Origin of the sequence: Pseudomonas capeferrum, assembly GCF_000731675.1 — a bacterium.
Lineage (GTDB): Bacteria > Pseudomonadota > Gammaproteobacteria > Pseudomonadales > Pseudomonadaceae > Aquipseudomonas > Aquipseudomonas capeferrum.
Genome location: NZ_JMIT01000001.1, coordinates 128,265 through 151,955, shown reverse-complemented (window position 1 = coordinate 151,955; position 23,691 = coordinate 128,265). Strand labels below are relative to the sequence as shown.

Below are 23,691 nucleotides of genomic sequence, written 5' to 3'. Positions count from 1 at the left end.
CCTGCATCATCAATTCCATGCGCAGGGACGATATGGAGCGCGTTTACCGCCGCGTCGGCGCCATCGCCAAGCCCTCAAAAGGCTGAAGTTTCGGAACTCCACCTCTGTAGTTTCGGAACCCCTGTCTTTTTCGACCCACAAAGAAAAACCCCGCAGACGTTAATCTGCGGGGCTTTCGAATAATGGAGGCCGAGGTCGGAATCGAACCGGCGTAGACGGATTTGCAATCCGGAGCATAACCACTTTGCTACTCGGCCTCAAAGTTTGGAGTTAGCCGCTTTCGCTTTGCTATCTCCTTGAAACACTGAACCTTTTTCAAAGTTCGCTGCGTTTCGATGGGCGCCATTATGTCTGCATTCAATGAACCTTGCAACCCCCTGAACAGAAAAAAATTTCAAGGGGTTCAAGGTGTTAGCGCAAGCGGCCGAGTTTGCTCCAAAGTCCCACCACGGTGTTCTCCACCGTGCCGCTGGCGGCCATGCCGATGCGTTCCTGCAGGCTCTTGCGCTCAGCAAAGTGCAAGTGGAACAGGTTGGCGTTGCGGGCGCGGTCGCTCAGGTATTCGTCGCTGGTCTGCAGCTCGTCCACCAGCTTGCGGTTAAGCGCTGCCACGCCCAGCCAGACTTCGCCGGTGGCCACTTCGTCCATGTGCAGCTGTGGCCGATAGCGGGCGACAAAATCCTTGAACAGCTGGTGGGTGATGTCCAGGTCTTCCTGGAACTTCTCCCTGCCCTTCTCGGTGTTTTCACCGAACACCGTGAGGGTGCGCTTGTATTCGCCGGCGGTGAGCACCTCGAAATCAATGTTGTGCTTCTTCAGCAGACGATTGACGTTGGGCAGTTGCGCCACCACACCAATCGAACCCAACACGGCAAAGGGTGCGCTGACAATCTTCTCGCCAATGCAGGCCATCATGTAACCACCGCTGGCAGCCACCTTGTCGATGCACACGGTCAGCGGGATGCCTGCCTGGCGAATACGCGCCAGTTGCGAAGCGGCCAGGCCATAGCTGTGCACCAGGCCACCGCCGCTTTCGAGCCGCAGCACCACCTCGTCACGCGGGGTGGCGAGGGTCAGCAGGGCGGTGATCTCGTTGCGCAGGCTCTCGGTGGCCGAGGCTTTGATGTCGCCATCGAAATCGATCACGAAGACCCGGCTCTTTTCTTCACCCTTGGCTTTTTTCTGCTGTTTTTCCGCCTTTGCCTGCTGCTTGCGCAAGGCCTTGAGCTGGGCCTTGTCGAGCAAACCCGACTCCAGGCGCTCGCGCAGCTCTTTATAGAACTCGTTCAGGCGCGTGACCTGCAGTTGCCCGCCCGGTTTGCGCCGCCCTTTGCCGCGCAAACCGGCAATGGCCGACAACACCACCAGGATGGCAATCACCAAGGTGGCGGTTTTAGCGAGAAAGCTTGCGTATTCGGCAAGAAACTCCACGTTGACTCCTTCAAAGACTGGCGCCAGTTCAGCGCGTAACTGCTACAAGCATACCGGTGCGCCTGAGGCGCTGCCAGCCGGTGTAAACGCTGGCAACACAGTTCAAACAACCTTTTCAAACGCTTGTATGTTTTTTCGTTGACAGCCTGTGTGGCACATCCTAACCTCGCAGCAACCTCCAACAGGCCGGATACCTTCGTGGGCAACCTCTACCTGATCCGACATGGCCAAGCCTCCTTTGGTGCCGAAGACTACGACGTCCTCTCAGCCGTCGGTGTGCGTCAGAGCCAGGCGCTGGGCGAACACCTGGCTCAGCTCGGTGTGCGGCTGGATCGTTGCGTGGCCGGCGACCTGCGCCGTCAGCAGGATACCGCACGCCTGGCGTTGGAGGCCTTGCACGCCAGCGGCTGCGCGGTACCGGCTGTCGAGACCGACGCGGCGTTCAATGAATTCGATGCCGACGGGGTGATCCACGCCCTGCTGCCGGGGCTGATGGAGCACGAACCCAACGCCCTGCACATCTTGCGCAATGGCGCGCAGCACCGCAGTGAATTCCAGCGCCTGTTCGCCTTGATGGTGCAGCGCTGGCACGATGGCGAGCATGCCGACGACGGCCTGGAGACCTGGCAGGCCTTCACCGCCCGCGTCCAGAAGGGCTTGCAACGTGTGCTCGAAGCCGCAGGCAGTGGCGACAACATCGCCATCTTCACCTCCGGCGGCACCATCGCCGCCCTGCTCCACCTGGTCACCTGCATTACCCCCAGCCAGGCTTTCGCACTGAACTGGCAAATTATCAACACGTCGCTCAGCCAGCTGAAGTTCCGCGGCCGCGACGTGGCACTGGCTTCCTTCAACAGCCAAGCCCATGTGCAGCTGTTGAGGGCGCCGGAGCTCATTACCTACCGATGAGCCCGGCTTGTTGTGTCCCTGCGGGGACGTGAAAATCACTCTATAAGGAATGCGCCATGACCTCCGTAGCTGATGCCGTTAAGAAGATGCAAGAGAAGTTCAACCCAGCCGCTGCCGCCGGCCTGGACCTGGTGTTCGGCTTCGACATCACCGACGAAGGCAAAAAGTACGCGCTGATCGTCAAGGACGGTGCCTGCGACATCCAGGAAGGCGAGAACCCAGACGCCAACTGCACCCTGGTGCTGGACAGCGAGACCCTCAAGGGTATCGTCAGTGGCGAGACCGACGGCATGCAGGCCTTCATGGGCGGCAAGCTGCGCGTCGAGGGCGACATGATGCTGTCGATGAAACTGAGCGAGCTGTTCCCTTCCTGAGTGACGGGCACGCCGAGCGATGAAAAAACCGAAGCCTGACCGGCTTCGGTTTTTTTTTGCCCACCCCATCAAGGCGATTGATCCACCTGCAACACCCTTGTCTATATGACTACTAGGACGCTTGTTCCAGTTCCCGCAGGCCATTAAATTAGCCAATAGTCCTTGCGATCGATAATAAGGAAAACGCATGACGCTCACCGATCAGTCCACCCAGGTACGCCCCGGCGAAGAACTCGACGCGGCCGTCATCGACCCTTATCTCAAGGCCCATATCACCGGCCTGGCGGGTTTGCCGAGCATCAGCCAGTTCCCTGGCGGCGCCTCCAACCTCACCTACCTAGTCAGCTACCCGGGCCGCGACTTTGTACTGCGCCGGCCGCCGTTCGGCCACAAGGCCAAGTCGGCCCACGACATGGGCCGCGAGTTCCGCATTCTCAACCAGCTCAACGATGGCTTCCCGTACTGCCCCAAGGCGTACGTGCACTGCACCGACGAGCGCCTGATAGGCGGCGAGTTCTACGTGATGGAGCGGGTCAAGGGCATCATCCTGCGCTCGGACATCCCCGCTGAACTCAACTTTGACGCCGCCAAGACCGAAGCCCTGTGCAAAAGCTTCATCGACCGCCTGGTGGAACTGCACCAAGTCGATTACCAGGCCTGCGGGCTGGCCGACCTAGGCAAGCCGGAAGGCTATGTGCAGCGCCAGGTCGAGGGCTGGACCAGCCGCTATGCAAAAGCCATCACCGAGGATGCGCCACGCTGGGAGCAGGTCATCGCCTGGCTGCACGAGCAGATGCCCGCCGACCATCCGCGCCCCGGCATCGTGCATAACGACTACCGCTTCGACAACGTGATCCTCGATGCCGACAACCCGATGCGCATCATCGGCGTGCTGGATTGGGAGATGGCCACGATTGGCGACCCGCTGATGGACCTGGGCAACAGCCTGGCCTACTGGATCGAAGCGGGTGACCCGGCGCCGATGCAACTGATGCGCCGCCAACCCAGCAACGCCCCTGGGATGCTGAGCCGTCGCCAGTTCGTCGATTACTACGCCGAGCGCTCCGGTATCCGCCTGGACAACTTCGATTACTACTATTGCTATGGCCTGTTCCGCCTCGCCGGCATCGTGCAACAGATCTACTACCGCTACTACCACGGCCAGACCCAGGACAAGCGCTTCGCTCAGTTCATCCACATGAACCGGCTGCTGGAGCAGATGGCCTTGAAGGTCATCGCCAGCACCACGCTCTGACGACAGACAACAAGGAAAACAGCATGTCCAAGACCCACTTGTTCGACCTTGACGGCAAGATCGCCTTCGTTTCCGGCGCCAGCCGCGGCATCGGTGAAGCCATTGCCCACCTGCTGGCCCAGCAGGGCGCCCACGTGATCGTCTCCAGCCGCAAGCTGGACGGCTGCCAGCAGGTCGCCGAGGCGATCATTGCCGCCGGGGGCAAGGCAACTGCAGTGGCCTGCCACATCGGCGAGATGGAGCAGATCCAGCAGGTGTTCGCCGGTATCCGCGAACAGTTCGGGCGCCTGGATATCCTGGTCAACAACGCCGCCACCAACCCGCAGTTCTGCAACGTGCTGGACACCGACCTGAACGCCTTCCAGAAGACCGTGGACGTCAACATTCGTGGTTACTTCTTCATGTCGGTGGAAGCCGGCAAGCTGATGCGCGAACACGGCGGCGGCAGCATCATCAATGTGGCGTCGATCAACGGCGTCTCGCCGGGGCATTTCCAGGGCATCTATTCGGTGACCAAGGCGGCGGTGATCAACATGACCAAGGTCTTCGCCAAGGAATGTGCGCAGTTCGGCATCCGCTGCAATGCGCTGCTGCCAGGCCTGACTGACACCAAGTTCGCCTCGGCACTGGTGAAGAACGACGCCATCCTCAACGCCGCCCTGCAGCAGATCCCGCTCAAGCGCGTGGCCGACCCCAAGGAAATGGCCGGCGCGGTGCTGTACCTGGCCAGCGATGCCTCCAGCTACACCACCGGCACCGCACTCAACGTCGACGGCGGTTACCTGTCCTGATCAGGCCTTGATTGCCTGCAGGGTGTAGCTCAAAGGCAGGCGTGACGGCTGCTGGCGCAAGCGCCACTCGCCGTCGGCACCTTTGTCCATCTGGCCCGGCAGCGCCTCCCAAGGGATGCTCTGGTGCTCGACCAGAGCTGTCAGTTGCAGCCCATGCGCCAGCAACGCACTGATCACCTCGCCCAGGCCGTGGTTCCACTCATGGGTCTCGGTATGGACCAGGCGCTGATCGGTTTCGACGTATGTCTGGTCGTTATGCCAGACCGTCGGAGTGTCGTGCTCGAAGTACGGATACTCGATCAACAGGCGGTCCTGATGGTCTTCGTTGACCGCCATCAGCATCGGGTGGCCATCGCGCAGGAACAACCGCCCACCCGGTTTGAGCAGGGCTGCCACCGTACGCGCCCACGGTTCGATGTGGGGCAGCCAGCAGAGTGCGCCGATGCCGGTATAGACCAGGTCGAAGCTACCTGCGGGCAACACCTGGTCGGCGGCATAGACATCCGATTCCACATAGTCGATCGGCACCGCGCAGCGCTCGGCGAGTGCCCGCGCCTCGGCCAGCGAAGCCCCGGAGTAATCCAGGCCGCAGACCTTCGCGCCCAGGCGGGCGAGCGAGAGGGTATCGGTACCGATGTGGCACTGCAGGTGAACGGTGTTGAACCCGCTGATATCGCCTAGCAACGGCAGGTCGAAGCGAACGGTTTCGGAAAGATGCGCAGGGTGCTCGACGAGCCGTTCGACCTCATAGTCTTTCGAGGCCGCATGCAAGGGGGCTCGTTCGTCCCAACTGCTGCGGTTGAGTTGCAGTGATCGGTCCATGCTTACGTCCTTGTCTACGTGTCGTGTCTCGGCAGCCCTGGTCAGGCCTTCATCATTACAGGCAGGTCGCCGCCGCCGCGCGCCGTTGCAGGGCCACACTGTCATTGTTTTGCGCGTAGTAGTCGACCCGCGTTCCGTCTGCTTGCGGATAGATATCCACGAACGCTTCGGCATCGCGGGTATACACCGTGAAACCACCCAGCTTGCGCGGCTCCAGGTAGCCACTGGCATCGACCCCGAACACCGCCTCTTCCTGCCAGCTGAACTGGATGCACTGGGCTACCAGCGCGGGCGCCTTGTGCGAATCGAGCTGCGCGGTCGGCTTGCCGCCACGTGCCGTTTCCATGGTCGCAGAAGCACAACCGACCAGCATCAGTATCGCGGCCATCGGCAGAATTGCTCGCATGTTCAACCCTCAGGGCAAAAAAGAAGGCGACTCTAGCACTGGCAGGCACCGCGAGTGAATTGTTGGCGGCACGCCGCTGTCGCAGTAAGGACATGCCGTCACAAGGAAACCGCCATGAAACTGCATCACCTGCTGCCTTCACTGCTGCTCGCCGCCCTGCCCTGCCTACCGCTGGCCGCCTCTGCCGCGCCCTCAGCCGAAGAAAGCATCACCGGGCCGGAAACCCACAACCGCGAACTCAAGGTAGGTGACAAGGCCCCCGACCAATACAAACGCGATGACCAGACGGTAAAAGACTGGAAAACCAAAGGTCTGCCGGCCCCCGAAAAGGAAAGCCACTGGGTGCGCATGGGCGAGCACTATGTGCTGGTGCAGATCACCAATGGTGTGGTCCTGGCCATCCACCCCGCGTCCTGACCCTGCCGAGCTACACATAGGCCGCCATGTGCACTGTGTTACGCCCGGCGGCCTTGGCCTGGTACAGCGCTGCATCGGCCTGAGCAAGCAGGCTGGTAGTGTTGTCGTTGGCGCCGGGCACACTGCACCACAATCCGACACTGAAACGCAGTTCGATTTCATCGCTGGCAAAGCGTGCGGGGCTGCGGGCAATGGCCTCACGCAAGCCCTGCAGCGCCGCCATTGCGCCAACGCGGTCGGTTTCGGGCAACAGCAGCAAAAATTCCTCGCCGCCATAGCGGCCCAGGCTGTCTCCCTGGCGCAAGCGTTGCTGCAACTGGCGCACGCAATGGCACAGCACCTCGTCACCGGCCAGGTGCCCGTACAGATCGTTGATGCGTTTGAAGTGGTCGATGTCGATCATGGCCACGGCCAGGCTGCTCTGCGCGTCCCGGGCGCGGTCCAGCTCGACGACGAAGCGCTCGAGGATCGCCCGGCGATTGTAGGTACCCGTGAGCACATCGCGCAGGGCCAGGTGCTGCAGGCGTGATTCGCTGCGTTCCTTGGCCATCAGCACCAGCCCGATCGAATACATCATCACCGTGGCAGTGCCGATCGCCACCGAAATGCTTTGCTTGAGGTTACTGGTGTCGTAGCGCATTTCCACGGCCGTGCCATTGGCCACAGCCACGGCGCGCATGCCCAGCCCGACCAGGCTGATCAGCGCACCGATCTGCAGCAGCAGGTGCGCCCTGCCCGGCCGCTCGACGTAACGCCGCGCCCAATACAGGATCATCGAACACTGCAGCATCAGCACCAGCGTCGCCAGCAACATGCGGGGCTCAAGGGTATCGAGCAGCAGCATCAGCCCCACCAGCATGACGGCGGGAATGACGAAGATCATCCGCCACGGGATCACTTGCTCGCGCACCCGGAACAGGCTGGCCGAATAGAACGCCAAGGCCAGGGACAGCAAGCTGTTGCCCAGGCCATAGCTCACCCATAACGGCGCTTGGGCATAGAGCGTGTAGCACACATAGGCCAAGGCATGCACCAGCAGCCCGCAACCGGTCAGCATCAGGTTGTCGCGGCGGTTGCTGCGCCCGACCAGCAGCAGGCAGAAGGCCAGAATGGTTGCAACCAGGGCAACGGCGGCGAACAACGTGGGGGTGTGGGCGATCATCGTGATTCACCGTGTGGCAGTTTGCCGTCTTGGCTGCGGCTTGCTGTGCAGTTTAGTGGCCGACCCGCGGCTCGGCCATGACCGAGCGGGACAGAACAGCAGCCGGCAGGCACGCCGCTGATCGCGCGCCTGACAAAATTTTGCCTGCCAAGGAAACCAAATGGACCGTTCCCAGTCTCAGGAAGTGCCCCGTAAACCTTTGCGGATCAAGGACCTATATCGTGATGACCCGCCTTGCAAGCTTCTCGTTGGTTGCCGCCATCCTGCTGACCGCTGGTTGCCACAGCCATCGCTACCATGACGACGACGATGGCTGGCGTGATCGCGACCGTGGCCAGCGCCACCATCATCGGCATGACCGCGATGATGACGATGACAATCGTCAATACCGCGGTGACCGCTACTACCGCTGAAGCGTCTTTGCACCCCTGACCCGCCGCCCGTTGCGCGGCACCTTAACCTGATGATTCCTTTTGAGGTTCGTACCATGCGTCTGACTCTACCTTCCCTTGCTCTCGGCCTGCTGCTGTGCCAGGGCGCTTTCGCCGGTGACGGTACCGCCGCCATTGGCGGTGGCCTGGGTGGTGTACTGGGTAACGTTGTCGGTCAACAGATCGGCGGCAGTACCGGCGCTGCGATTGGTGCCGGTGTCGGCGGCGCGGCCGGCAGTGCGGTAGGCGCACGCAAGGGCAATCGCACCGAAGCCGCCATCGGCGGTGGCCTGGGTTCGGCGGGTGGTTCGCTGCTGGGCGGCAAGGTCGGTGGCTCTGCCGGTTCGACCATCGGTGCCGGCCTGGGCGGTGCTGCAGGGGGTGCCATCGGCAACCACCTGGGCGACAACAACGGCAAGAAGCACCGCCGTCACCGTCACTGATCCCGGTGACCAAGGGGCTGCTCGGCAGCCCCTTTTGCTTGTGAAACCCTGCAACACGTCAACATACACTTCACCGCAAGCTGGCACACTGGCTGCTACTGTCTACCGTGCCCCCGTGTGAAGGAACACCCCCTCCCCATGAACCAAGAGCTGCTCTGGGTCCTCGGCCTGCTGGCCATCGTCGTCGTCCTCTTCATCATCAACCGCCCGCGCATGGACGTGGTCGCGCTGATGGTGATTCTCGCCCTGCCGTTATCGGGCATCCTTACCGTGGAACAGGCCCTGGCCGGCTTCAGCGACCCCAATGTGGTGCTGATCGCGGCCCTGTTCGTGATCGGCGAAGGCCTGGTGCGCACCGGCATTGCCTACCGCATTGGCGAGTGGATGAGCGAGCGGGCCGGCAACAGTGAAGTGCGCCTGCTGGTATTGCTGATGGTGGCGGTAGCGGGGTTGGGCTCGGTGATGAGCTCGACCGGGGTGGTGGCGATCTTCATACCGGTGGTGCTGAGCATCGCCGCGCGCCTCAAACTGTCACCCAGCCGCCTGATGATGCCCTTGAGCTTCGCCGGCCTGATCAGCGGCATGCTCAGCCTGGTGGCCACGCCCCCCAACGTGGTGGTGCACAGTGAACTGGTGCGCCATGGCGAGCAGGGCTTCAACTTCTTCAGCTTTACCCCGTTCGGCCTGGTGGTGCTGGTGCTGGGCATCGGCTACATGCTGCTGACGCGCCACTGGCTCAATGGTGAAGTGCGCAAGGACGGCCGCGTGGAAACCCGCCGTACGCTGCTCGACCTGGTGCTGGACTACAAGCTCAACGGCCGCGAGCGGCGCCTGCGCATCCGCCCCCACTCGCCGCTGATCGGCCATACCCTGGGCGAGCTGGAGCTGCGCACCCGGCATGGCGCCAACGTGATCGGCATCGAACGCCAGCACAAGTTCACCACGCGGGTCATCGCGGCCGACTCCAACACCGTGCTGCACCAAGGTGACGTGCTGTTGCTCGACCTGTTCGCCAACCGCGACGACCTGCGCAGCCTGTGCCAGACCATGCAACTGGAACCCCTGCACTTCAAGGCGGCGTACTTCATCGACCAGTCCCAGGAGCTGGGCATGGCCGAAGTGTCGCTGCCCCCCGGCTCGCAGTTGGTCGGCAAGAGCATCCTCGAGCTGGCGTTCCGTAGCCGTTTCGGCCTCAACGTGGTGGGTTTGCGCCGTGAACAGGCCGCCATCGAAGAGCAATTGGTGGAAGAAAAGCTGCGCCTGGGCGATACGCTGCTGGTGGTAGGCCCCTGGAAAGCCGTGCGTCAACTGCAAAGCAACCCCCACGACTTTTTAGTGTTGAGCCTGCCCGCCGAAGTCGATCAGGTCGCCCCGGCCCGCAGGCGCGCACCGCAGGCCTTGCTGAGCCTGGCGGTGATGGTCGGCCTGATGGTCAGCGGCGCGGTGCCCAATGTCATCGCCGCCTTGATCGGCTGCCTGTTGATGGGCGCGGGCCGCTGCATCGACATGAACAGCGCTTACCGGGCCATCCATTGGCAGAGCCTGGTACTGATCGTCGGTATGCTGCCCTTTGCCCTGGCCCTGCAGAAAACCGGCGGTATCGACCTGGCAGTGACCGGCCTGGTCAGCTTGCTCGGCGACGCCGGACCGAGGGCCATTCTGGCCTGCCTGTTTGCCGTGACCGCGGTGATCGGCCTATTCATCTCCAACACCGCCACCGCCGTGCTGATGGCACCGGTAGCAATCAGCACCGCCACCCAGTTGGGCATGTCGCCCTACCCGTTCGCCATGACTGTGGCCCTCGCCGCATCGGCAGCGTTCATGACGCCCGTCTCGTCACCCGTCAACACCCTGGTGCTCGGGCCTGGGCAGTACCGCTTCGGTGACTTCGTCAAAGTCGGCGTCCCTTTTACCTTGCTGGTGATGCTGGTCACCGTACTGATGGTGCCGTGGTTCTTCGGCTTGTGATGAAATCGACAGGGAATGCAGGCAATTTGACATTATCCAGCCGGATCGCGGCAGATTGACACCCACTGCCCTGTGGAAACACACTGATACGTAATTGCCCCAGGTGCTTCAAGGCGTTTTCCTGGATTTCGTTTCCGCTTGCCGGTCGAGTTCATGGTTTTTCCAGCCCAATCGCGCTTGTTGTCCTACGTCGCTCTGCTTTGCCTGACCTTTGCCTTGACCCTGGGCGGCATCCTGGCACGCCCGATCGAGTCCCTGTCGCTGTTCTGGCCAGTCAATGCGGTACTGGTCGGCGTGCTGTTGCGTTACCCCCGTCAGGCCAATGCCCTTGGTTTCACACTGGTGTGGCTGGCCATGGTGGCGGCCGACCTGCTGTGCGGCAGCGATTGGATGCCGGCCTTGTGGTTCAACCTGTGCAACCTCGGCATGGTGTTCAGCGTGTGGCAGTTGCTGGCACGCGTGCCGCGCCTGCACCGCCGCATGCGCAGCCCGCATGGCGTACTCAGCGTGTTTGCCGCTTGCGCGGCCGGTGCCATGGTCGCGGCGAGCCTGGCCTCGGTCATGGCCGCCCCCTGGTTCGAGCAATCCCTGCAGGCCACCTGGGTGGCCTGGTTCAGCGAACAGTTCTCGACCGGCGTACTGGTGCTGCCAGTGCTGCTGACCGCCCCCTCGGTACGCGCCCTGATGCGCAGCGGCGCCCAGCCGGTACGTTTGCCGCCCCTGCTGGTGCTGCTTGCTTCGCTGGCCTTCAGCATTGCCTTTGGTGGGCCAGGCGCCATTGCCTTCCCCATTGCCGCACTGTTGTGGTGTGCCTGGACTTACCCGCCGTTTCTGGTCTCGCTGCTGACGCTCACCGCTGGCAGCACGCTGATCGTCGCGGTCGCACAAAACCTCATGCACTTCAGCGTGCCGCAAAGCGAACCGGGGGTCACTACGCTGATGTCGGCGCGCCTGGGCATCGCCATGCTGGTGCTCGGCCCGCTGGTGGTGGCCTGTGTCAGCCAGGCCAACCGCAGCCTGCTGGCGCGCCTGGCGCATCAGGCCACCATCGATCACCTGACCGGTGTACTGACCCGCAGCGCGTTCACCCGCCGTGCCAACGCCCTGCTCGACAGCCGCCAGCAACACGGCCCGGCACTGCCGCTGACCTTGATGATGCTGGACATCGACCATTTCAAAGCGATCAATGACGCGCATGGCCACGCGGTCGGTGACAAAGTGCTGCGCCATTTCGCCCGCACCCTGCAAGACCAGTTGCACGAAGGGCAGCTGTTCGCACGCATGGGCGGCGAGGAGTTTGTCGTGGTCCTCCCGGGCCTTGCGCCGGAGCGTGCCAAATTCACCGCCGAACGCCTGCGCCGGGCGGTGCAGGACCTGCATGTGGTGCAGGCCGACCATCGCCTGCAGATTACCGTGAGTATCGGCCTGGACGGCTGCGCCGCCGAGACCCCGGCACCGAGCCTGGACGAACTGCTGGCGCGCGCCGACCAGGCGCTGTACCGGGCCAAGGCCCATGGCCGCAACCGTGTCGAACAGGCCGAGGCACAGCGCCAGGTGGTCTGACTCACCCGGCCAGCAAGTCCCAGGACAGCTTGGCGATCAGTACGCACAGCAAAATCAGGAACAGCCCGCGCACGAACCCTGCCCCCTTGCGCACCGCCAGCCAGGTGCCGGTCAAAGCGCCGAGAATGTTGCATGCCGCCATCGGCAAGGCGATGGCGTACAACACGTTGCCCGACGGCACGAAGAACACCAGCGCCGCCAGGTTGGTCGCGATGTTCACCACCTTGGCCGAAGCCGAGGCATGCAGGAAGTCCAGGGCGAAGAAGCGAATGAACAGGAAGATCAGGAAGCTGCCGGTGCCTGGCCCGAACAGCCCATCGTAGAAACCGATCGCGCCGCCGATTAGCACCGCCAGGCACTGCTCCTTGCGACCGATCTGCGTGGGCTTGTGCAAGGTGCCGAAGTCCTTCTTGCAGAATGTGTAGATCGCCATCAGGACGATCATCACCAGCACTGCCGGGCGCATCACGCTGGGCGGCACCAGCGATACTGTGGCGGCGCCGACGAACGACATGACGAAGGCACTGAGCGCTGCGGGCACAATCAGCCCCCAGTCCAGCGTGACCTTGCGAATGAACGAGCGCGCCGCAAAGGCCGTACCACACACCGAGGCCAGCTTGTTGGTGCCCAGCAAGGCCGCCGGTTGCGCGGTGGGCAGCACGTTGAACAACGCCGGAATCTGAATCAGCCCACCACCGCCCACGGCGGCGTCGATCAAACCGGCGGCAAAGGCGAATACAGAAAGTACGGCGATATCCATCATGATACAGCTCCAGGCAGTGAGTCAGCCTGCAAGGCTAATCAAAGTGCCGCACTTGTGTTGAAATGCCACATTGCGAAAACTGCAACGAGGGCTAGGCAATGGCATTGGACATGCTGCGGGAGATTCAGGCGTTCGTCAGTGTGGCGCACAAGCGCAGCTTCGTTGCCGCAGCGCGCGCCCTGGGCCGCTCACCCAGTGCAGTGACGCGTGCGGTGCAAACTCTGGAAGACAATGCCGGCAGCAAACTGCTCAACCGCAACGCCAATGCCGTGACCCTCACCGAAGCCGGCGAGCGCTTGTTGCCCCATGCCGAACGCTTGCTGGATGCGCAACGTGATGCAGCCGATGAGCTGGCCGCGCTCAGCGGCAGTACGCAAGGCTGGATCCGTTTTGCCGTGCCGCAATTGCTCGCTGAACATGTGCTGCCACGGGTACTTGCCGCGTTTTCCCAACGCCATCCACAAGTGACCCTGGACGTTCAGTACAGCGATGCCGCCCTGGACCCACTGCTGGACAAATTCGACTTCGTGGTGCGCGGTGCCTTTCCGCAATCCAGCGAGCTGATCGGCTATCCGCTGTGGAGCTACCGCCGCCATCTCTATGCAAGCCCAGGTTACCTGGCCATGGCGGGCAACCCGCAACACCCCGATCAGTTGGAAGACCACGCACTGATTCTGCATACCGCCCCGCGCATACTCAAAGCCTGGCACTTCTGCCGTGATGGCCAGATCACCAGCCTGCGCCCGACGCCACGGCTTCGCCTGGATTCGGGCGATGCGGTGTACCACAGCGCCTTGGCAGGGGGCGGTATCGCGCGCCTGGCAGCCTGGGTTGGCGAAGCCCAGGTCGAAGCCGGGCGCCTGGTGCGGGTGTGCCCGCAATACCACTTGACTTCAAGCACAGGCCAGGACCCGCAAATGCACGCGGTCTACCCCGCTGGCGAGTTGCCCGCACGGGTGCGTGAGCTGTTGCAGGCCCTGCGCCGCGCCGGCCTGTCGGCCTGACCCAAGCACCCGAAAAGGACTGTTCAAATTCTGCTCAATTTAACAGAGCCCGCTTCCGGCTTGGCTTACAGCATTTTATCCACAGACCTACCCACGTTTTTTGTGGACAGATTTCCCAGCGCAAAGAACGACTTATCGCACATGCAGCAACGCCGAATTGGCCAGCTTGACCAGTTTGATCCATTCGAGGGTGCTGATCACTCCCGACTGTTCCAGCACGCCGGCACTGCGTAGCGCCTCATCGTAGCCCTCCTCGTCGAGGGAGCCTTCAGCGAGAAAACGGCAACGCCACTCCAGCATGGCTGAAGTGCCTTTCTTGCATTCCATGTATGTTCGACTCCAAGGCAAAAGACCGGCCCGTCCATGCGGGCCGTATGACGGCGGCGGGAGACTACACGAGCCATTTGCACTTGAGAATGACTTGCAGCTACCGCTGATCAAGCGATAGCGATCGAGCGGGGTTGGCGAAGGGCGCACACGTGCGGGCCCATCTGGCGAATCAGACGGGCCGCAGAGGGGGAAGTGTGGTGAATGTCAGCTTGGCGGGATGGTGCCTAAAAGACCTATCAGAATGGTCAGTAGCAGAAAACCACCCAGGAACAGCGTCAGCTTGCCCATCGGAACCTCTACAGTGTGATGCGGGGATGGGCATATTGTCTTACTTGGCCTGATACGGTTACAGATTCAGGTTTGCAGAAAAAAAGCAGATCAGATGCACCGCAGGTGCGCCACATTCGTCGAAACAAGTTGAATCAGGTCAGTTGCTTGAGCTTCTCTGCTGGCAACCAGCCCAGCTCGCCATCGCCTTGGCGCCGGCACCATATCCAGCCATTGAGCGGGCGAAGTATCTGCACCAACTGCCCCGGGTCGGCGTGCAGTTCATGGGCCGAGTAGTCATCAAGCGCCCTGCCCCGCCCCACGCTGATCGGCTCGATGAGCTGGGCCGGCACCCAGCCCGGTTCCTGGCCGGTGCACGAACACAGGTACCAGTCCTGCCAACCCGGCTCCCCCTCATAACGCGGGCCGATATCCAGCAGCGTGCCCTTGACGAAACGAAGCGGGCGCGGGTATTCGCTGCGGTGGGGCTCGATCACGATGTAATGCATACGCCTCTCCTTGGCCAGGGAAATCAGGGATCGTAGCAGATGCTATCTGATATGCATTTGCTCAAGCCGCGGCCCATTAACCTCGCCAGCGGCCCGCTTCAGGGCCTTAATTGCTACACAAGATTTCGAAGCTCACGGCGCGCCTGCTACAGATCACTGTAACTGATGACGCTATCGAACTCGCTTCAATACCCGTCAATCCGCGGTATTGAGCGCCATCTGAAACACACTTCTTGAAATGGTCAGATTCAAGATTTGTAGGATTTTATCCTGTGATTCGTAGGACAACTCTAGGCAGCAACGTCGCCCTGTATGAAACATCAGTTTCATCGGCAAAATCGAGCTGATACGGTCCAGTTTTCCTACAACGGCACGGACGCCTACCGCATGAGAAAAGCATGGACCCGTTCGACTCCTCAGCCCTGAAACTACAGAAAAACCTGCTGACACTGCGCCGAGCGCGTGACCGCCTGAGGCAGGAAGGCAATGACAAGGAAGCGGATCAGCTTGCGCAACAGATCGCGCGAATCGAGGCGGTGTTGAGCAATATGCAAGGTACGATCAGACCGCCAACATTGCAGTGAGCCCAAGCATTTTCGTGTACAGCGGGTTCGCGCCCTTCACGAACATTGCCGAAGGGCGCGTCGGTCACGCCTGCGCCTGCCCCGCAGGCTCTCGGTAACTGGCACAAAAGTAACCCTGTGAAAGGTTCAGCCGGGCAAAGATGACCAAGCCTCATGACGCGAATTGTGTACCCTGTACGCCTTATGCCGTTCGCCGTTGGAAGCGCCCATGAATAAATTGATCCTACCTGCAGCCATTTTCTTTAGCGTGCTCATCGCCGGCAAGCTAGCCGAGCACTTCGGGCTTGAGGGCAGCTGGAAAATCGGCTTGCTCTGCCTCGTGGCAGCGGCCGTGCAGATCGCGGTTTCGCGTTTGCAGCGCATGCAGCAGCAAAAAGCCCAACGTTGACTCGCCTGCTGCCTCTGGTTTTTCCACCTTAGCAGGGGCGCTTTCGCGGGCTTTCTTTCGCCCCTTGAAGTGAGAATCAATATTCCAGTTAGGAAAACATCGCTTCATAGCAGACCGGTCAGCGGCCAACTGGGTGCACTTGATGACAATTTTTGCATGCCCAAAAACGCAAAAAGCCCTGAATAATCAGGGCTTTGAATATGGCGGAAGCGTAGAGATTCGAACTCAACGAGATTGCGGCAGATAGGCTGGAGGCCTTGATTTCTGTGGCCAGGAGAGAGCGTTTGTGAGCGTTTTTGTTCCCAGAGTGTTCCCAAGGTGGGTGTGCACGTCACCCTGCCAGTGTGCTTCCCCATAGGAAGCCGCCGTTTAAGGTTGACCCCTCAAAAAAAGGTAATTTTGGTAATTGAGATCCGAATATGCTCTGGAGGCCACGTAAATCAAGGGCTACAGGGATTTTGGAAAAGGTAATTTTTTGGTAATTGAAAGGTAATTCGATTACCTCCATGACTGGTTGTGTGAAGGAAAAACCACACCCTTTAAAATCAATAACTTACGGAAAAATTACCTTTCCCCTTACCTTTAATTACCTTTTTTGGTAATCGCTCAAACCCTTGCCCCATAAGGCTTGCAGGGGTGTCACAACCCCCTCCTAACCGAAATTACCTTTTTTTGATGGGTCTCCCTAAAAATGGAAGGAAACGAGCCCTGTGCCCGCAAAAATAGGCCTTGCTGCAGGGATTCGCAGAAGCGCGCCCTCCCCTATACCTACTCGGCCGCCCAGTAACTGCGCTGAGCTGGCGGTCGTGCAGGTGCGCAGAAATTCCGACACGTTTAGTCCGCAGGCGTGGCGGGGGGACGAGTGCGCGCGCCCGTGTAGGGCACAGCGCCCGGCCCGCTCGCAAGCTCCCCTCCCTCTCTGCTCGCTATCCCAAGGCGCCGATAGGAGCCGACTACGTGACCTCAAAGAGAGCAGCTGCTGTCGCGCACCCCTAAATGACGCCAACAAGCTCAGACTGCCGCAATATTTGCACCAAAGCGTATATTTTCCGCCCCAATGGTGATATTTTTTGCATCGAAAACGATTTTTTCGCTTTCCATACGTCTAGAGGCTAATGATGGACCACTTTCAAATTATTCAAGCGCTGACGAGATCTGCGCTTCCGACAGGGGGGGCGGCGGTTCGCAACCAGGTGGAACGCCTCAAGCAAGCTTTAGCAGATGCTGGTGAAACAAGGCAGGCGCAGAGCCTGGCTAAGCTGCTCGCTAACTCTGCAAAAGCAGCAGAGATGGCGCCGAGTAAGCTCACGCAATCCCGTCATACTTTGTTCTCTGGCGAAGAACTAAGTAAAAACACACCTTTACCGGTTGACCGGGAGACCGCATCACCGCTAGCAGATGTGCTATTTCCTGAGCAAATAAAAGGCGATATGCCACTGCTCGACTCTCGAGTTGCTGTGGCCGCTAAGGCTCTACTCTCAGAATGGAGTAAGGTGGAGGACCTATTAAAGCTTGGTGTAGAGCCAGCTAGATCCTGCCTTATATACGGTGCACCTGGCACAGGAAAAACCAGTCTAGCCATTTGGCTTGCAAAGCAGCTTAACCTGCCTATTGTTTTAGCCAGACTCGACGGACTTATATCTTCATTCTTAGGGACCACTGCCAGAAACGTCGGCGCGCTCTTTGCCTTTGCAAATAGATACAAATGCGTCCTGGTACTTGACGAGTTCGATGCGGTTGCAAAAGTCCGCGACGATCCAAATGAAGTCGGAGAAATAAAGCGAGTTGTCAACGCCCTCCTCCAAAATATCGATTCCAGGAGAGAAACAGGCATAACAATAGCGATAACTAACCATGAGCAGCTTTTAGACCCAGCTATTTGGCGACGTTTTGAACTGCAACTGAAAATTCCAAAACCCAGCTTTGAGGGTCGGGTGGGTATAATAGAGAAATACCTGTCACCAATCAGCCTCGACGATAGAGTAAAAAAACTCGTCGCGTGGATTACAAAAGGGTTTTCGGGGGCAGAAATCGAGGTATTTGTAAATGGATATAAGAAATATTTAGCACTAAGCGGCGACACTCCAGACAACATTATCCCAGCCCTCCAATATCTACTGACTGTTAGCGGTGAAAAAGTCAGCAGAGAAACGCATGACTTATTAATGCTTGAGCCGCCGCACATTGCAGCAGCATTAGCATCAATTCCAGATCTTGCACTTTCAAGGGCTGACATAGCCCAACTACTAAACAAAGATAAGACAACCATTGGGCGCTGGTTGAAGACTGCGTAATAAAAGGAAATTAGCGATGGCGAACGCACCAATACAGGTTATTTTAAATACCGACGGATACCGCAGGGACAGAGATGCAAAACGCCCAAACAGCGCGGGGACGGATTTTTTCGAGGGAGACGACAGTGCGTTCGCCGCTCACAAACAAGAGCTAAAACAGCAGATAGCTCTTATTAGTGAACAGATAGAGAATACTGAGCGGCAAAAAAAATATGGCTCAGCCACATACATAAAAGTATCAATGAGACCCGATGCACTCGCAAAATCACATCGCCCAACAACAGCCATTTTCAAAGATGACAAGGCACCAGAAATTGGAGTTGACGGGCTCGGCGAACTGATATGCGAAGTCGACACCAAGGCTCTGCAATGGGTTACCAGCGCCATTGAGAAGTCAGAAGTTGACGTACGCCAAAAGCTGAACAAGTTGACAGGTGAACTACAAAATGCACCAACTCGCTATAGATGCGAAGTAAGTGCCATAGGAAAGATAGAACCTTGGGATAAAAGCGACAGAAGGAATTTTGACGTCCCGACCGCAATAGATTGGTTGTCTGACCCTCGCAGCGGGCATGTATATCATGTAGAACTTTTCAGAACAATAATAGACAAAAATGTATTTCGCACGGATGCTCTGTCACAAAGTCTGATCCGTGAACTCCAAAATCTCCCAGCAGGAATTCTTGTATATTTCCCCAAAAAACTCACCCGAAACAACTGCGTAATAGAGATCAAAGTCACCAACAGCGAAAATAAAACTCAATTCATCCAATCAACCCAAAAGCCACACCTACCTCAGGGCTACGAATTCAGTTCGAGCACAAACAAACATCAAGCACTGTTAGGTGTACTTCAGAATCACCCGCTTGTTAGAAGAATCCATCTACCGAATTTGCTCATAGCATCTCCAAATGCCACCGCAGCTTCGTCAGGGCACCACATATTCAGCCCTCCAACACCAAACCAGAACTATCCTAAGGTTGGAGTGATTGACGGTGGCGTATCTAAACATCTGGGAAGCTGGGTTCTAAATCGCTGGGGAATCCTTGATCCAACGCATCAGAGCCTGGATCATGGAACATTCATAGGTGGTCTCCTTGTCAACGGCAGCCAACTAAACCCCCATTTGGATATCGACCCAGACGGCTGTTTGGTCGCAGATATAGATGTATTCCCCAACACTGCATATCCTGGTTTGTTCGGACAATACTACCCGAACGGCGCAAGCGACTTCTTCGATGAAATTGAAGAGGCCGTTAGAGTTTGCGTTGAGGATCATGGAATACGCATTTTCAACCTCAGCATCAATGCTATAAGCCCTGTAAATCTAGAGCGATACAGTCTTGAAGCGCAGCGCCTAGATAGTATTGCCGACGAATATGATGTTATATTTGTTATTTCTGCCGGCAACCTCAAACAACCTGACATGCGTCCGGAATGGCCAAAGGACAATACAAAAGCCGCAGCCATTCTTGCCTCATATCGCAACGACCAAATTTTTGTTCCAGCAGAATCAGTGAGAAATATATCTGTTGCCGCATTGAACCCAACCAATCACTCAACGAGCATCGCTGAAATGCCCGCGAGGTATAGCCGAAGAGGCCCAGGACTTCGTACGGGAGTCAAGCCTGATATTAGTCATTATGGCGGATCAGGATCTATATGCCCAGTTCTTGGCCATGGGCTCTCCTCGGTCAAACCTGACGGACGTATTGATACAGGTTGTGGCACCAGCTATGCCGCACCCCTTGCCGCCAAGATGATAGCGGGCCTCGATTCAGGTATAGAAGGTGAGGTTTCGCGCGAAACTCTTACCGCACTCGCAATTCATAATTCAAATATATCTGACACACTAAAGAAAAAAGAATTTCAAGGTTCTGCCCAACAGCTAGTAGGATTTGGCAAGCCCCCAAAATCATCAGAAGCGATGCTTAACGGCGACCATGAGATCACATTGCTTTTCTCGAGCAAACTCATAGCTGGAGAAGCATTAGAGTTTCGATTCGCATGGCCATCCTCTCTTGTAATGGACGGTGGTAAGTGTCAAGGAAACGTAAAGCTTACATTAGTCTCCTCTCCTCCACTCGACCACAGCTATGGCGCAGAATTTGTCAGAGTAAATATAGAAGCGGCCCTCCAACAGGAACAGCCAAATGGAGGCTTCAAAAGCGGCCTAGAGCCGACTTACGTATTTTTCAGTAAAGATGACAAAGTCACAGAGGCCGACCTTATCGAACACAAATTCAAGTGGTCGCCTATAAAAGTATTTGGTACTAGCATGCCCCAAGGCCGCGGAAAAAGCTCAAACTGGCGACTAATGATTAACTACCTTACTCGTTCTGGGGAAACCTTGCCAGCAGATGGAGTACCATTCTCCATTCTATTAACCATCTCAGACCCAAGTAAAACCAAACCAATTTTTCAGGAGATGCGCAACAGCCTGCAACTAGCTGGGGCAACTATTGCAGACATCCACACTGCAGCCCGGGTTACGCCCAGGGTGTAAATTTGAAGCTCTAATAAATACTGTCACAGCTTGTACTCACACTCCCAACAGCGAGTACAAGCTGTATCAACACCATCAGCGCGCAGTGAGACTGTTTTGGATCAAGCTCCTTGCATAGGCCTCACTTCGGTGCGGGTATTTCAAAGGGTGCAAATCGCACCACTTCCTCACCTAACCAGTCATTGATCTGGGTCAGTCGCGTCTGGACCGGCTCGAGTTCGTTCATCGCCCAGATCTCCGTCGCTTCCTTGATCGACCCGAACCCGCCCGCGTTCTGGGGTACGATGCCCATCAGTTGCGGCGGAATACGCAAAGCCGCGAGCAGGTCGTCCCGGCTGATGTTCTTGATCGCCCCGAAGTCATCTTTGGCCGCCACCTCGCTAATCGGCAGCAGCTGAATGCCGTCCTTCTTTCCGTTCGGCGCGTACATGAACAGGTTGCGGAAGTTGCCCGGTCCTTTGCTGTTCTTCATGGCATCCCGCAGGTCGTCGACAAACTTCTCGCTGTGGGCGGGATCGGTCATGTAAAGGATGAAGCCGGCGTGACTACCGTTCTGGTAGTACCTGCGCCGGAACAGGGTGGCGCTCTCATTCAACAGGGCACTCTGCAGAGCTGGCAGCCACTCGGGCAGCCCGTAAATCTCCTGGTTGATGTCGGCCTCGCGAAGGTGGCAGATGCTGCGGGTCTTGAAGGCGTGCTCATCCTTCCAGCCTCGCACCTGGTAGTAGGTCTCCAGGTCGGTCCCACGGCGCATGTATTTGGCCAGGCAGGGCTGCAGCCCCATGGCCTGGCCAAGCATGTTGTCGCGTTTCTCCAGGTACAGGTTCCCGCACCACCCCCAGTCCATTACGATCTGCTCGAACGCTGGCCGGCTCAGCAGTCGGTGGGGGATAAAGCTGCGCATCAGCATGTTGCGCTTGAATGTCAGTCCCGACTGCAGGTAGACGCTGGCCTTTGTCGATCTTGCAAGCCCGTCCAGATTGACCGGCGGTTCAAACCACCGGCCGTTGGACCAGCACTCCAGGTAATCGAGAATTTCGCGGCCATCCAGCACCGGTACCGGCTCGCCGAACGTAAACGCCATTGATTCCCCGCCGGCCCCTTTGACCAGCAACTCGCCCTCGCGGGCTGGCTGCTCCAGCGCGCCGCCGCGCTGGCGGCGCTTGTTCGGCTTGCTCATGAGTAGATCTCCATGAAGCCGGTGTTGGCCGTGGTCTGGCCCTCCAGCGGCTCGTTTTGCAGTGCGTGAAAGAGCGCCCACGCCAGGTCGGCATGGCCGGTGGTCTCGTTGCGGCCGGCGGTGTAGGTGAACTGCCGCCCGCCAGCGGTAATAGTCTTGCGGATAGCCATAAGCGACTGGGCGACGTCCGTCCAGCCGGCGTCGAACTCCAGCCTACCCTTGCTGATAACGTCCACGGCCTTCATCACCAGGCGTGTCTTGACCTCGGGGCTGTAGGAGAACGTCCGTAGGCCCGGGAAGAACTGGCGCACCAGCTGGGCCACGGCCGCGCCCATGCCTGTGGTATCGATGCCGATGTAGGTCACCCAGTAGCGCTGGGTCACCTTGCGGATGGTCTCGGCCTGGGCGTTGAAGTCCATCCCACGGAACTGGTGGCGTTCGAGGATGCGGAACTTGCCGCCCGGCACCAGCGGTGGCGCCACCACGACCAGGCCTGCGCTGTCGGTGGTCTCAGCCGGGTCATACCCGACCCAGACCTGCCGGTCGGCGAACGGCCTGGCCGCAAAGGGCTTGTAGTCATCCCACACCGTCCAGCTGTCCACCATGCACGGTTGCAGCATGGCCAATGGGAAAATGCTCGCGCCGTCGTCGACGAACTCGCACATCAGCAGGTTCTGGAAGGCCGCGGCGTCGTACTCGATGCGCAGGTCGTCCAGGTCGAAGAGGTCACAGCCCCGCGCTTCAGCGTCGAGGATCGTCACAATCTGGCGCCAAATCTTGTCCTCGCACAGTCGCCCCTGCTGCAGCGCCTCATGGCTCACATCCAGCTTGATGTGCTGGGCGGTCGGCTTGCCCTTGTTCAGGCGTTCGCCCGTCCACCAGGTGTATGCCGGGTGCGCCATGCTGCTGGGCGTGGAAAAGTAGGTCTTGCGCCATTTCTTGTGCAGGGCCATGCCCGAGGCGACCTTGTTGATCTCCTTGAAGCCATGCACCCAGAAGAATTCGTCGAAGTAGAAATTGCCGGAGCGCCCCTGTGCCGTGCGGAAGTTGGTCCCCAGGAAGTGCAGCTCGGCGTTGTTCCACAGCACGATTGGGTCGCCGGTCAACTTCACGCCCAGGACTTCGTTGAGGAAGGCCTGCATGTAGGTCTTGAACTGGTGCGCCTGGGCCTTGCTCGCCGACAGGAAGATCTGATTGCGGCCGGTGGTGATCGCGTCGATCAGGGCCTCGCGTGCAAAGTAGAACGTCGCACCAATCTGCCGGCTCTTGAGCACCATACGGGTGCGCTGATTGCCGGCCCGGTACCAGTCCAGCTGGTAATCGAAGCAGCTGTCGCGGAACGCCTCGACCAGAGTCTCGATCTGCTGCTCGTCCAGCTCGTTGCGCACCGCCTGTTTTTTCGGCCCCTCATTGCGCTTGGCGATGTTGGGGTTGAGGTCGGTTTCGGTGCCGCCGCCCTGGTACCGCTGAATCCGCGCTTGGCGCTCCAGTTGCCGGTGCAGCAGGTCGATCTCCTTGAAGTCCCCGCCGGTCTTGCCCTCCTTCAGGATCAGCTGCACCAAGCGCGCCTCCAGCGCACCGCCGATGCGCTCGACGTTGTCCGCCCGGTCCCACTCGTCGCGGGCTTTCCAGCTGTGGACGGTTTTCTCCTTCTCGCCGAGGAAATCGGCGATATCGGTGATGCGCCACCCGGTCCAGTACAGGAACTTGGCTTGGCGGCGTGCGTCGGTGGTTGGTTGGGCGATAGCGTTCATGGCGCAGATGCTGCCGACCGCGCGCGCGAACCCCTACTGGCATCGCCTGTAACCGCCGGGCTTACAACCCCAGTACATTGCTGCCGACCGGCGCGCTGCGGACCATGCCCTCATCGCAAGGCACACCGCCACCGCAACGA

General features: G+C 59.1%; 23 protein-coding genes and 1 tRNA gene. 14 read left to right on the top strand and 10 right to left on the bottom strand.

All coding sequences use genetic code 11. The annotated features are described in order from the left end of the window. Positions 1 to 183: 183 nt before the first annotated feature. Both PC358_RS00705 and sohB read right to left on the bottom strand, forming a co-directional pair. Positions 184 to 257: transfer RNA gene (locus tag PC358_RS00705), tRNA-Cys, on the bottom strand. A gap of 154 nt (positions 258 to 411) precedes the next feature. After that, entirely contained in the window at positions 412 to 1,431 is a 1,020-nt protein-coding gene (gene sohB, locus PC358_RS00700; protein ID WP_033696821.1) for a protease SohB, read from the bottom strand. Between the two features lie 198 nt (positions 1,432 to 1,629). On the opposite strand from sohB, the gene PC358_RS00695 reads away from it, so the two are divergent. From PC358_RS00695 to PC358_RS00680, 4 genes are all read left to right on the top strand, one after another. Further along, positions 1,630 to 2,340 (top strand): histidine phosphatase family protein, encoded by a 711-nt coding sequence (locus PC358_RS00695; RefSeq protein ID WP_033696819.1) that lies wholly within the window; start codon positions 1,630 to 1,632, stop codon positions 2,338 to 2,340. A 56-nt stretch (positions 2,341 to 2,396) separates the two neighbouring features. Then, entirely contained in the window at positions 2,397 to 2,714 is a 318-nt protein-coding gene (locus PC358_RS00690) for an SCP2 sterol-binding domain-containing protein (RefSeq protein ID WP_033696817.1), read from the top strand. A gap of 187 nt (positions 2,715 to 2,901) precedes the next feature. Next, positions 2,902 to 3,969 carry a phosphotransferase family protein gene (locus tag PC358_RS00685; RefSeq protein WP_033696816.1) on the top strand — a complete coding sequence of 356 codons (1,068 nt, stop codon included), beginning with the start codon at positions 2,902 to 2,904 and terminating at the stop codon, positions 3,967 to 3,969. 23 nt (positions 3,970 to 3,992) lie between these two features. Continuing rightward, a complete protein-coding gene (locus PC358_RS00680) occupies positions 3,993 to 4,760 on the top strand; it encodes an SDR family oxidoreductase (protein WP_019470688.1) in 768 nt (255 codons plus the stop codon). Here the strand turns inward: PC358_RS00680 and PC358_RS00675 are convergent, their stop codons facing one another. Both PC358_RS00675 and PC358_RS00670 read right to left on the bottom strand, forming a co-directional pair. Then, positions 4,761 to 5,582, bottom strand: a complete 822-nt coding sequence (locus tag PC358_RS00675) for a class I SAM-dependent methyltransferase (protein WP_033696814.1) — start codon at positions 5,580 to 5,582, stop codon at positions 4,761 to 4,763. A gap of 55 nt (positions 5,583 to 5,637) precedes the next feature. Further along, positions 5,638 to 5,988, bottom strand: coding sequence for a hypothetical protein (locus PC358_RS00670; protein ID WP_033696813.1), 351 nt, complete (start codon positions 5,986 to 5,988; stop codon positions 5,638 to 5,640). A 114-nt stretch (positions 5,989 to 6,102) separates the two neighbouring features. On the opposite strand from PC358_RS00670, the gene PC358_RS00665 reads away from it, so the two are divergent. Beyond that, on the top strand, positions 6,103 to 6,405 hold the full coding sequence (locus PC358_RS00665) for an RcnB family protein (RefSeq protein ID WP_033696812.1): 303 nt from the start codon (positions 6,103 to 6,105) through the stop codon (positions 6,403 to 6,405). A 10-nt stretch (positions 6,406 to 6,415) separates the two neighbouring features. On the opposite strand, the gene PC358_RS00660 is transcribed toward PC358_RS00665, so the two are convergent. Beyond that, positions 6,416 to 7,567: a GGDEF domain-containing protein gene (locus PC358_RS00660; protein ID WP_033696811.1), complete on the bottom strand. Its 1,152-nt coding sequence runs from the start codon at positions 7,565 to 7,567 to the stop codon at positions 6,416 to 6,418. A 224-nt stretch (positions 7,568 to 7,791) separates the two neighbouring features. Between PC358_RS00660 and PC358_RS00655 the strand changes: the two genes are divergently transcribed. The 4 genes from PC358_RS00655 to PC358_RS00640 all read left to right on the top strand — a co-directional run bounded on the left by PC358_RS00655 (position 7,792) and on the right by PC358_RS00640 (position 11,972). Beyond that, entirely contained in the window at positions 7,792 to 7,980 is a 189-nt protein-coding gene (locus PC358_RS00655; protein ID WP_033696810.1) for a hypothetical protein, read from the top strand. Between the two features lie 74 nt (positions 7,981 to 8,054). Further along, positions 8,055 to 8,441 (top strand): glycine zipper domain-containing protein, encoded by a 387-nt coding sequence (locus tag PC358_RS00650; RefSeq protein WP_033696807.1) that lies wholly within the window; start codon positions 8,055 to 8,057, stop codon positions 8,439 to 8,441. A 138-nt stretch (positions 8,442 to 8,579) separates the two neighbouring features. Further along, positions 8,580 to 10,409, top strand: coding sequence for an SLC13 family permease (locus tag PC358_RS00645; RefSeq protein WP_033696806.1), 1,830 nt, complete (start codon positions 8,580 to 8,582; stop codon positions 10,407 to 10,409). 138 nt (positions 10,410 to 10,547) lie between these two features. Beyond that, complete coding sequence (locus PC358_RS00640) at positions 10,548 to 11,972, top strand: GGDEF domain-containing protein (RefSeq protein WP_033696805.1); 1,425 nt, start codon at positions 10,548 to 10,550, stop codon at positions 11,970 to 11,972. A 1-nt stretch (position 11,973) separates the two neighbouring features. Here the strand turns inward: PC358_RS00640 and PC358_RS00635 are convergent, their stop codons facing one another. Beyond that, a complete protein-coding gene (locus PC358_RS00635) occupies positions 11,974 to 12,735 on the bottom strand; it encodes a sulfite exporter TauE/SafE family protein (RefSeq protein WP_033696804.1) in 762 nt (253 codons plus the stop codon). Positions 12,736 to 12,833: 98 nt separating this feature from the next. Between PC358_RS00635 and PC358_RS00630 the strand changes: the two genes are divergently transcribed. Continuing rightward, entirely contained in the window at positions 12,834 to 13,739 is a 906-nt protein-coding gene (locus PC358_RS00630) for a LysR family transcriptional regulator (protein ID WP_033696803.1), read from the top strand. Positions 13,740 to 13,871: 132 nt separating this feature from the next. Here the strand turns inward: PC358_RS00630 and PC358_RS00625 are convergent, their stop codons facing one another. Both PC358_RS00625 and PC358_RS00620 read right to left on the bottom strand, forming a co-directional pair. Further along, entirely contained in the window at positions 13,872 to 14,066 is a 195-nt protein-coding gene (locus tag PC358_RS00625) for a hypothetical protein (RefSeq protein WP_033696802.1), read from the bottom strand. 425 nt (positions 14,067 to 14,491) lie between these two features. Further along, on the bottom strand, positions 14,492 to 14,845 hold the full coding sequence (locus PC358_RS00620; protein WP_033696801.1) for an SH3 domain-containing protein: 354 nt from the start codon (positions 14,843 to 14,845) through the stop codon (positions 14,492 to 14,494). Between the two features lie 398 nt (positions 14,846 to 15,243). On the opposite strand from PC358_RS00620, the gene PC358_RS00615 reads away from it, so the two are divergent. The 4 genes from PC358_RS00615 (at position 15,244) to PC358_RS26740 (ending at position 20,617) form a co-directional block, all read left to right on the top strand. Beyond that, positions 15,244 to 15,429, top strand: a complete 186-nt coding sequence (locus PC358_RS00615) for a hypothetical protein (protein WP_033696800.1) — start codon at positions 15,244 to 15,246, stop codon at positions 15,427 to 15,429. 208 nt (positions 15,430 to 15,637) lie between these two features. Continuing rightward, positions 15,638 to 15,817 (top strand): hypothetical protein, encoded by a 180-nt coding sequence (locus PC358_RS00610; protein ID WP_033696799.1) that lies wholly within the window; start codon positions 15,638 to 15,640, stop codon positions 15,815 to 15,817. A gap of 1,118 nt (positions 15,818 to 16,935) precedes the next feature. Beyond that, positions 16,936 to 18,111, top strand: a complete 1,176-nt coding sequence (locus PC358_RS26745) for an AAA family ATPase (protein WP_077068361.1) — start codon at positions 16,936 to 16,938, stop codon at positions 18,109 to 18,111. A 16-nt stretch (positions 18,112 to 18,127) separates the two neighbouring features. Further along, on the top strand, positions 18,128 to 20,617 hold the full coding sequence (locus tag PC358_RS26740) for a S8 family peptidase (RefSeq protein ID WP_077068360.1): 2,490 nt from the start codon (positions 18,128 to 18,130) through the stop codon (positions 20,615 to 20,617). A gap of 121 nt (positions 20,618 to 20,738) precedes the next feature. On the opposite strand, the gene PC358_RS00605 is transcribed toward PC358_RS26740, so the two are convergent. Both PC358_RS00605 and PC358_RS00600 read right to left on the bottom strand, forming a co-directional pair. Beyond that, the gene (locus PC358_RS00605; protein WP_033696798.1) at positions 20,739 to 21,797 is read right to left on the bottom strand and encodes a phage portal protein; all 1,059 of its coding nucleotides are present in this window, start codon (positions 21,795 to 21,797) and stop codon (positions 20,739 to 20,741) included. Continuing rightward, on the bottom strand, positions 21,794 to 23,551 hold the full coding sequence (locus PC358_RS00600; protein WP_025339722.1) for a terminase ATPase subunit family protein: 1,758 nt from the start codon (positions 23,549 to 23,551) through the stop codon (positions 21,794 to 21,796). The genes PC358_RS00605 and PC358_RS00600 overlap by 4 nt, the downstream gene beginning before the upstream one ends. Between the last annotated feature and the right edge of the window lie 140 nt (positions 23,552 to 23,691).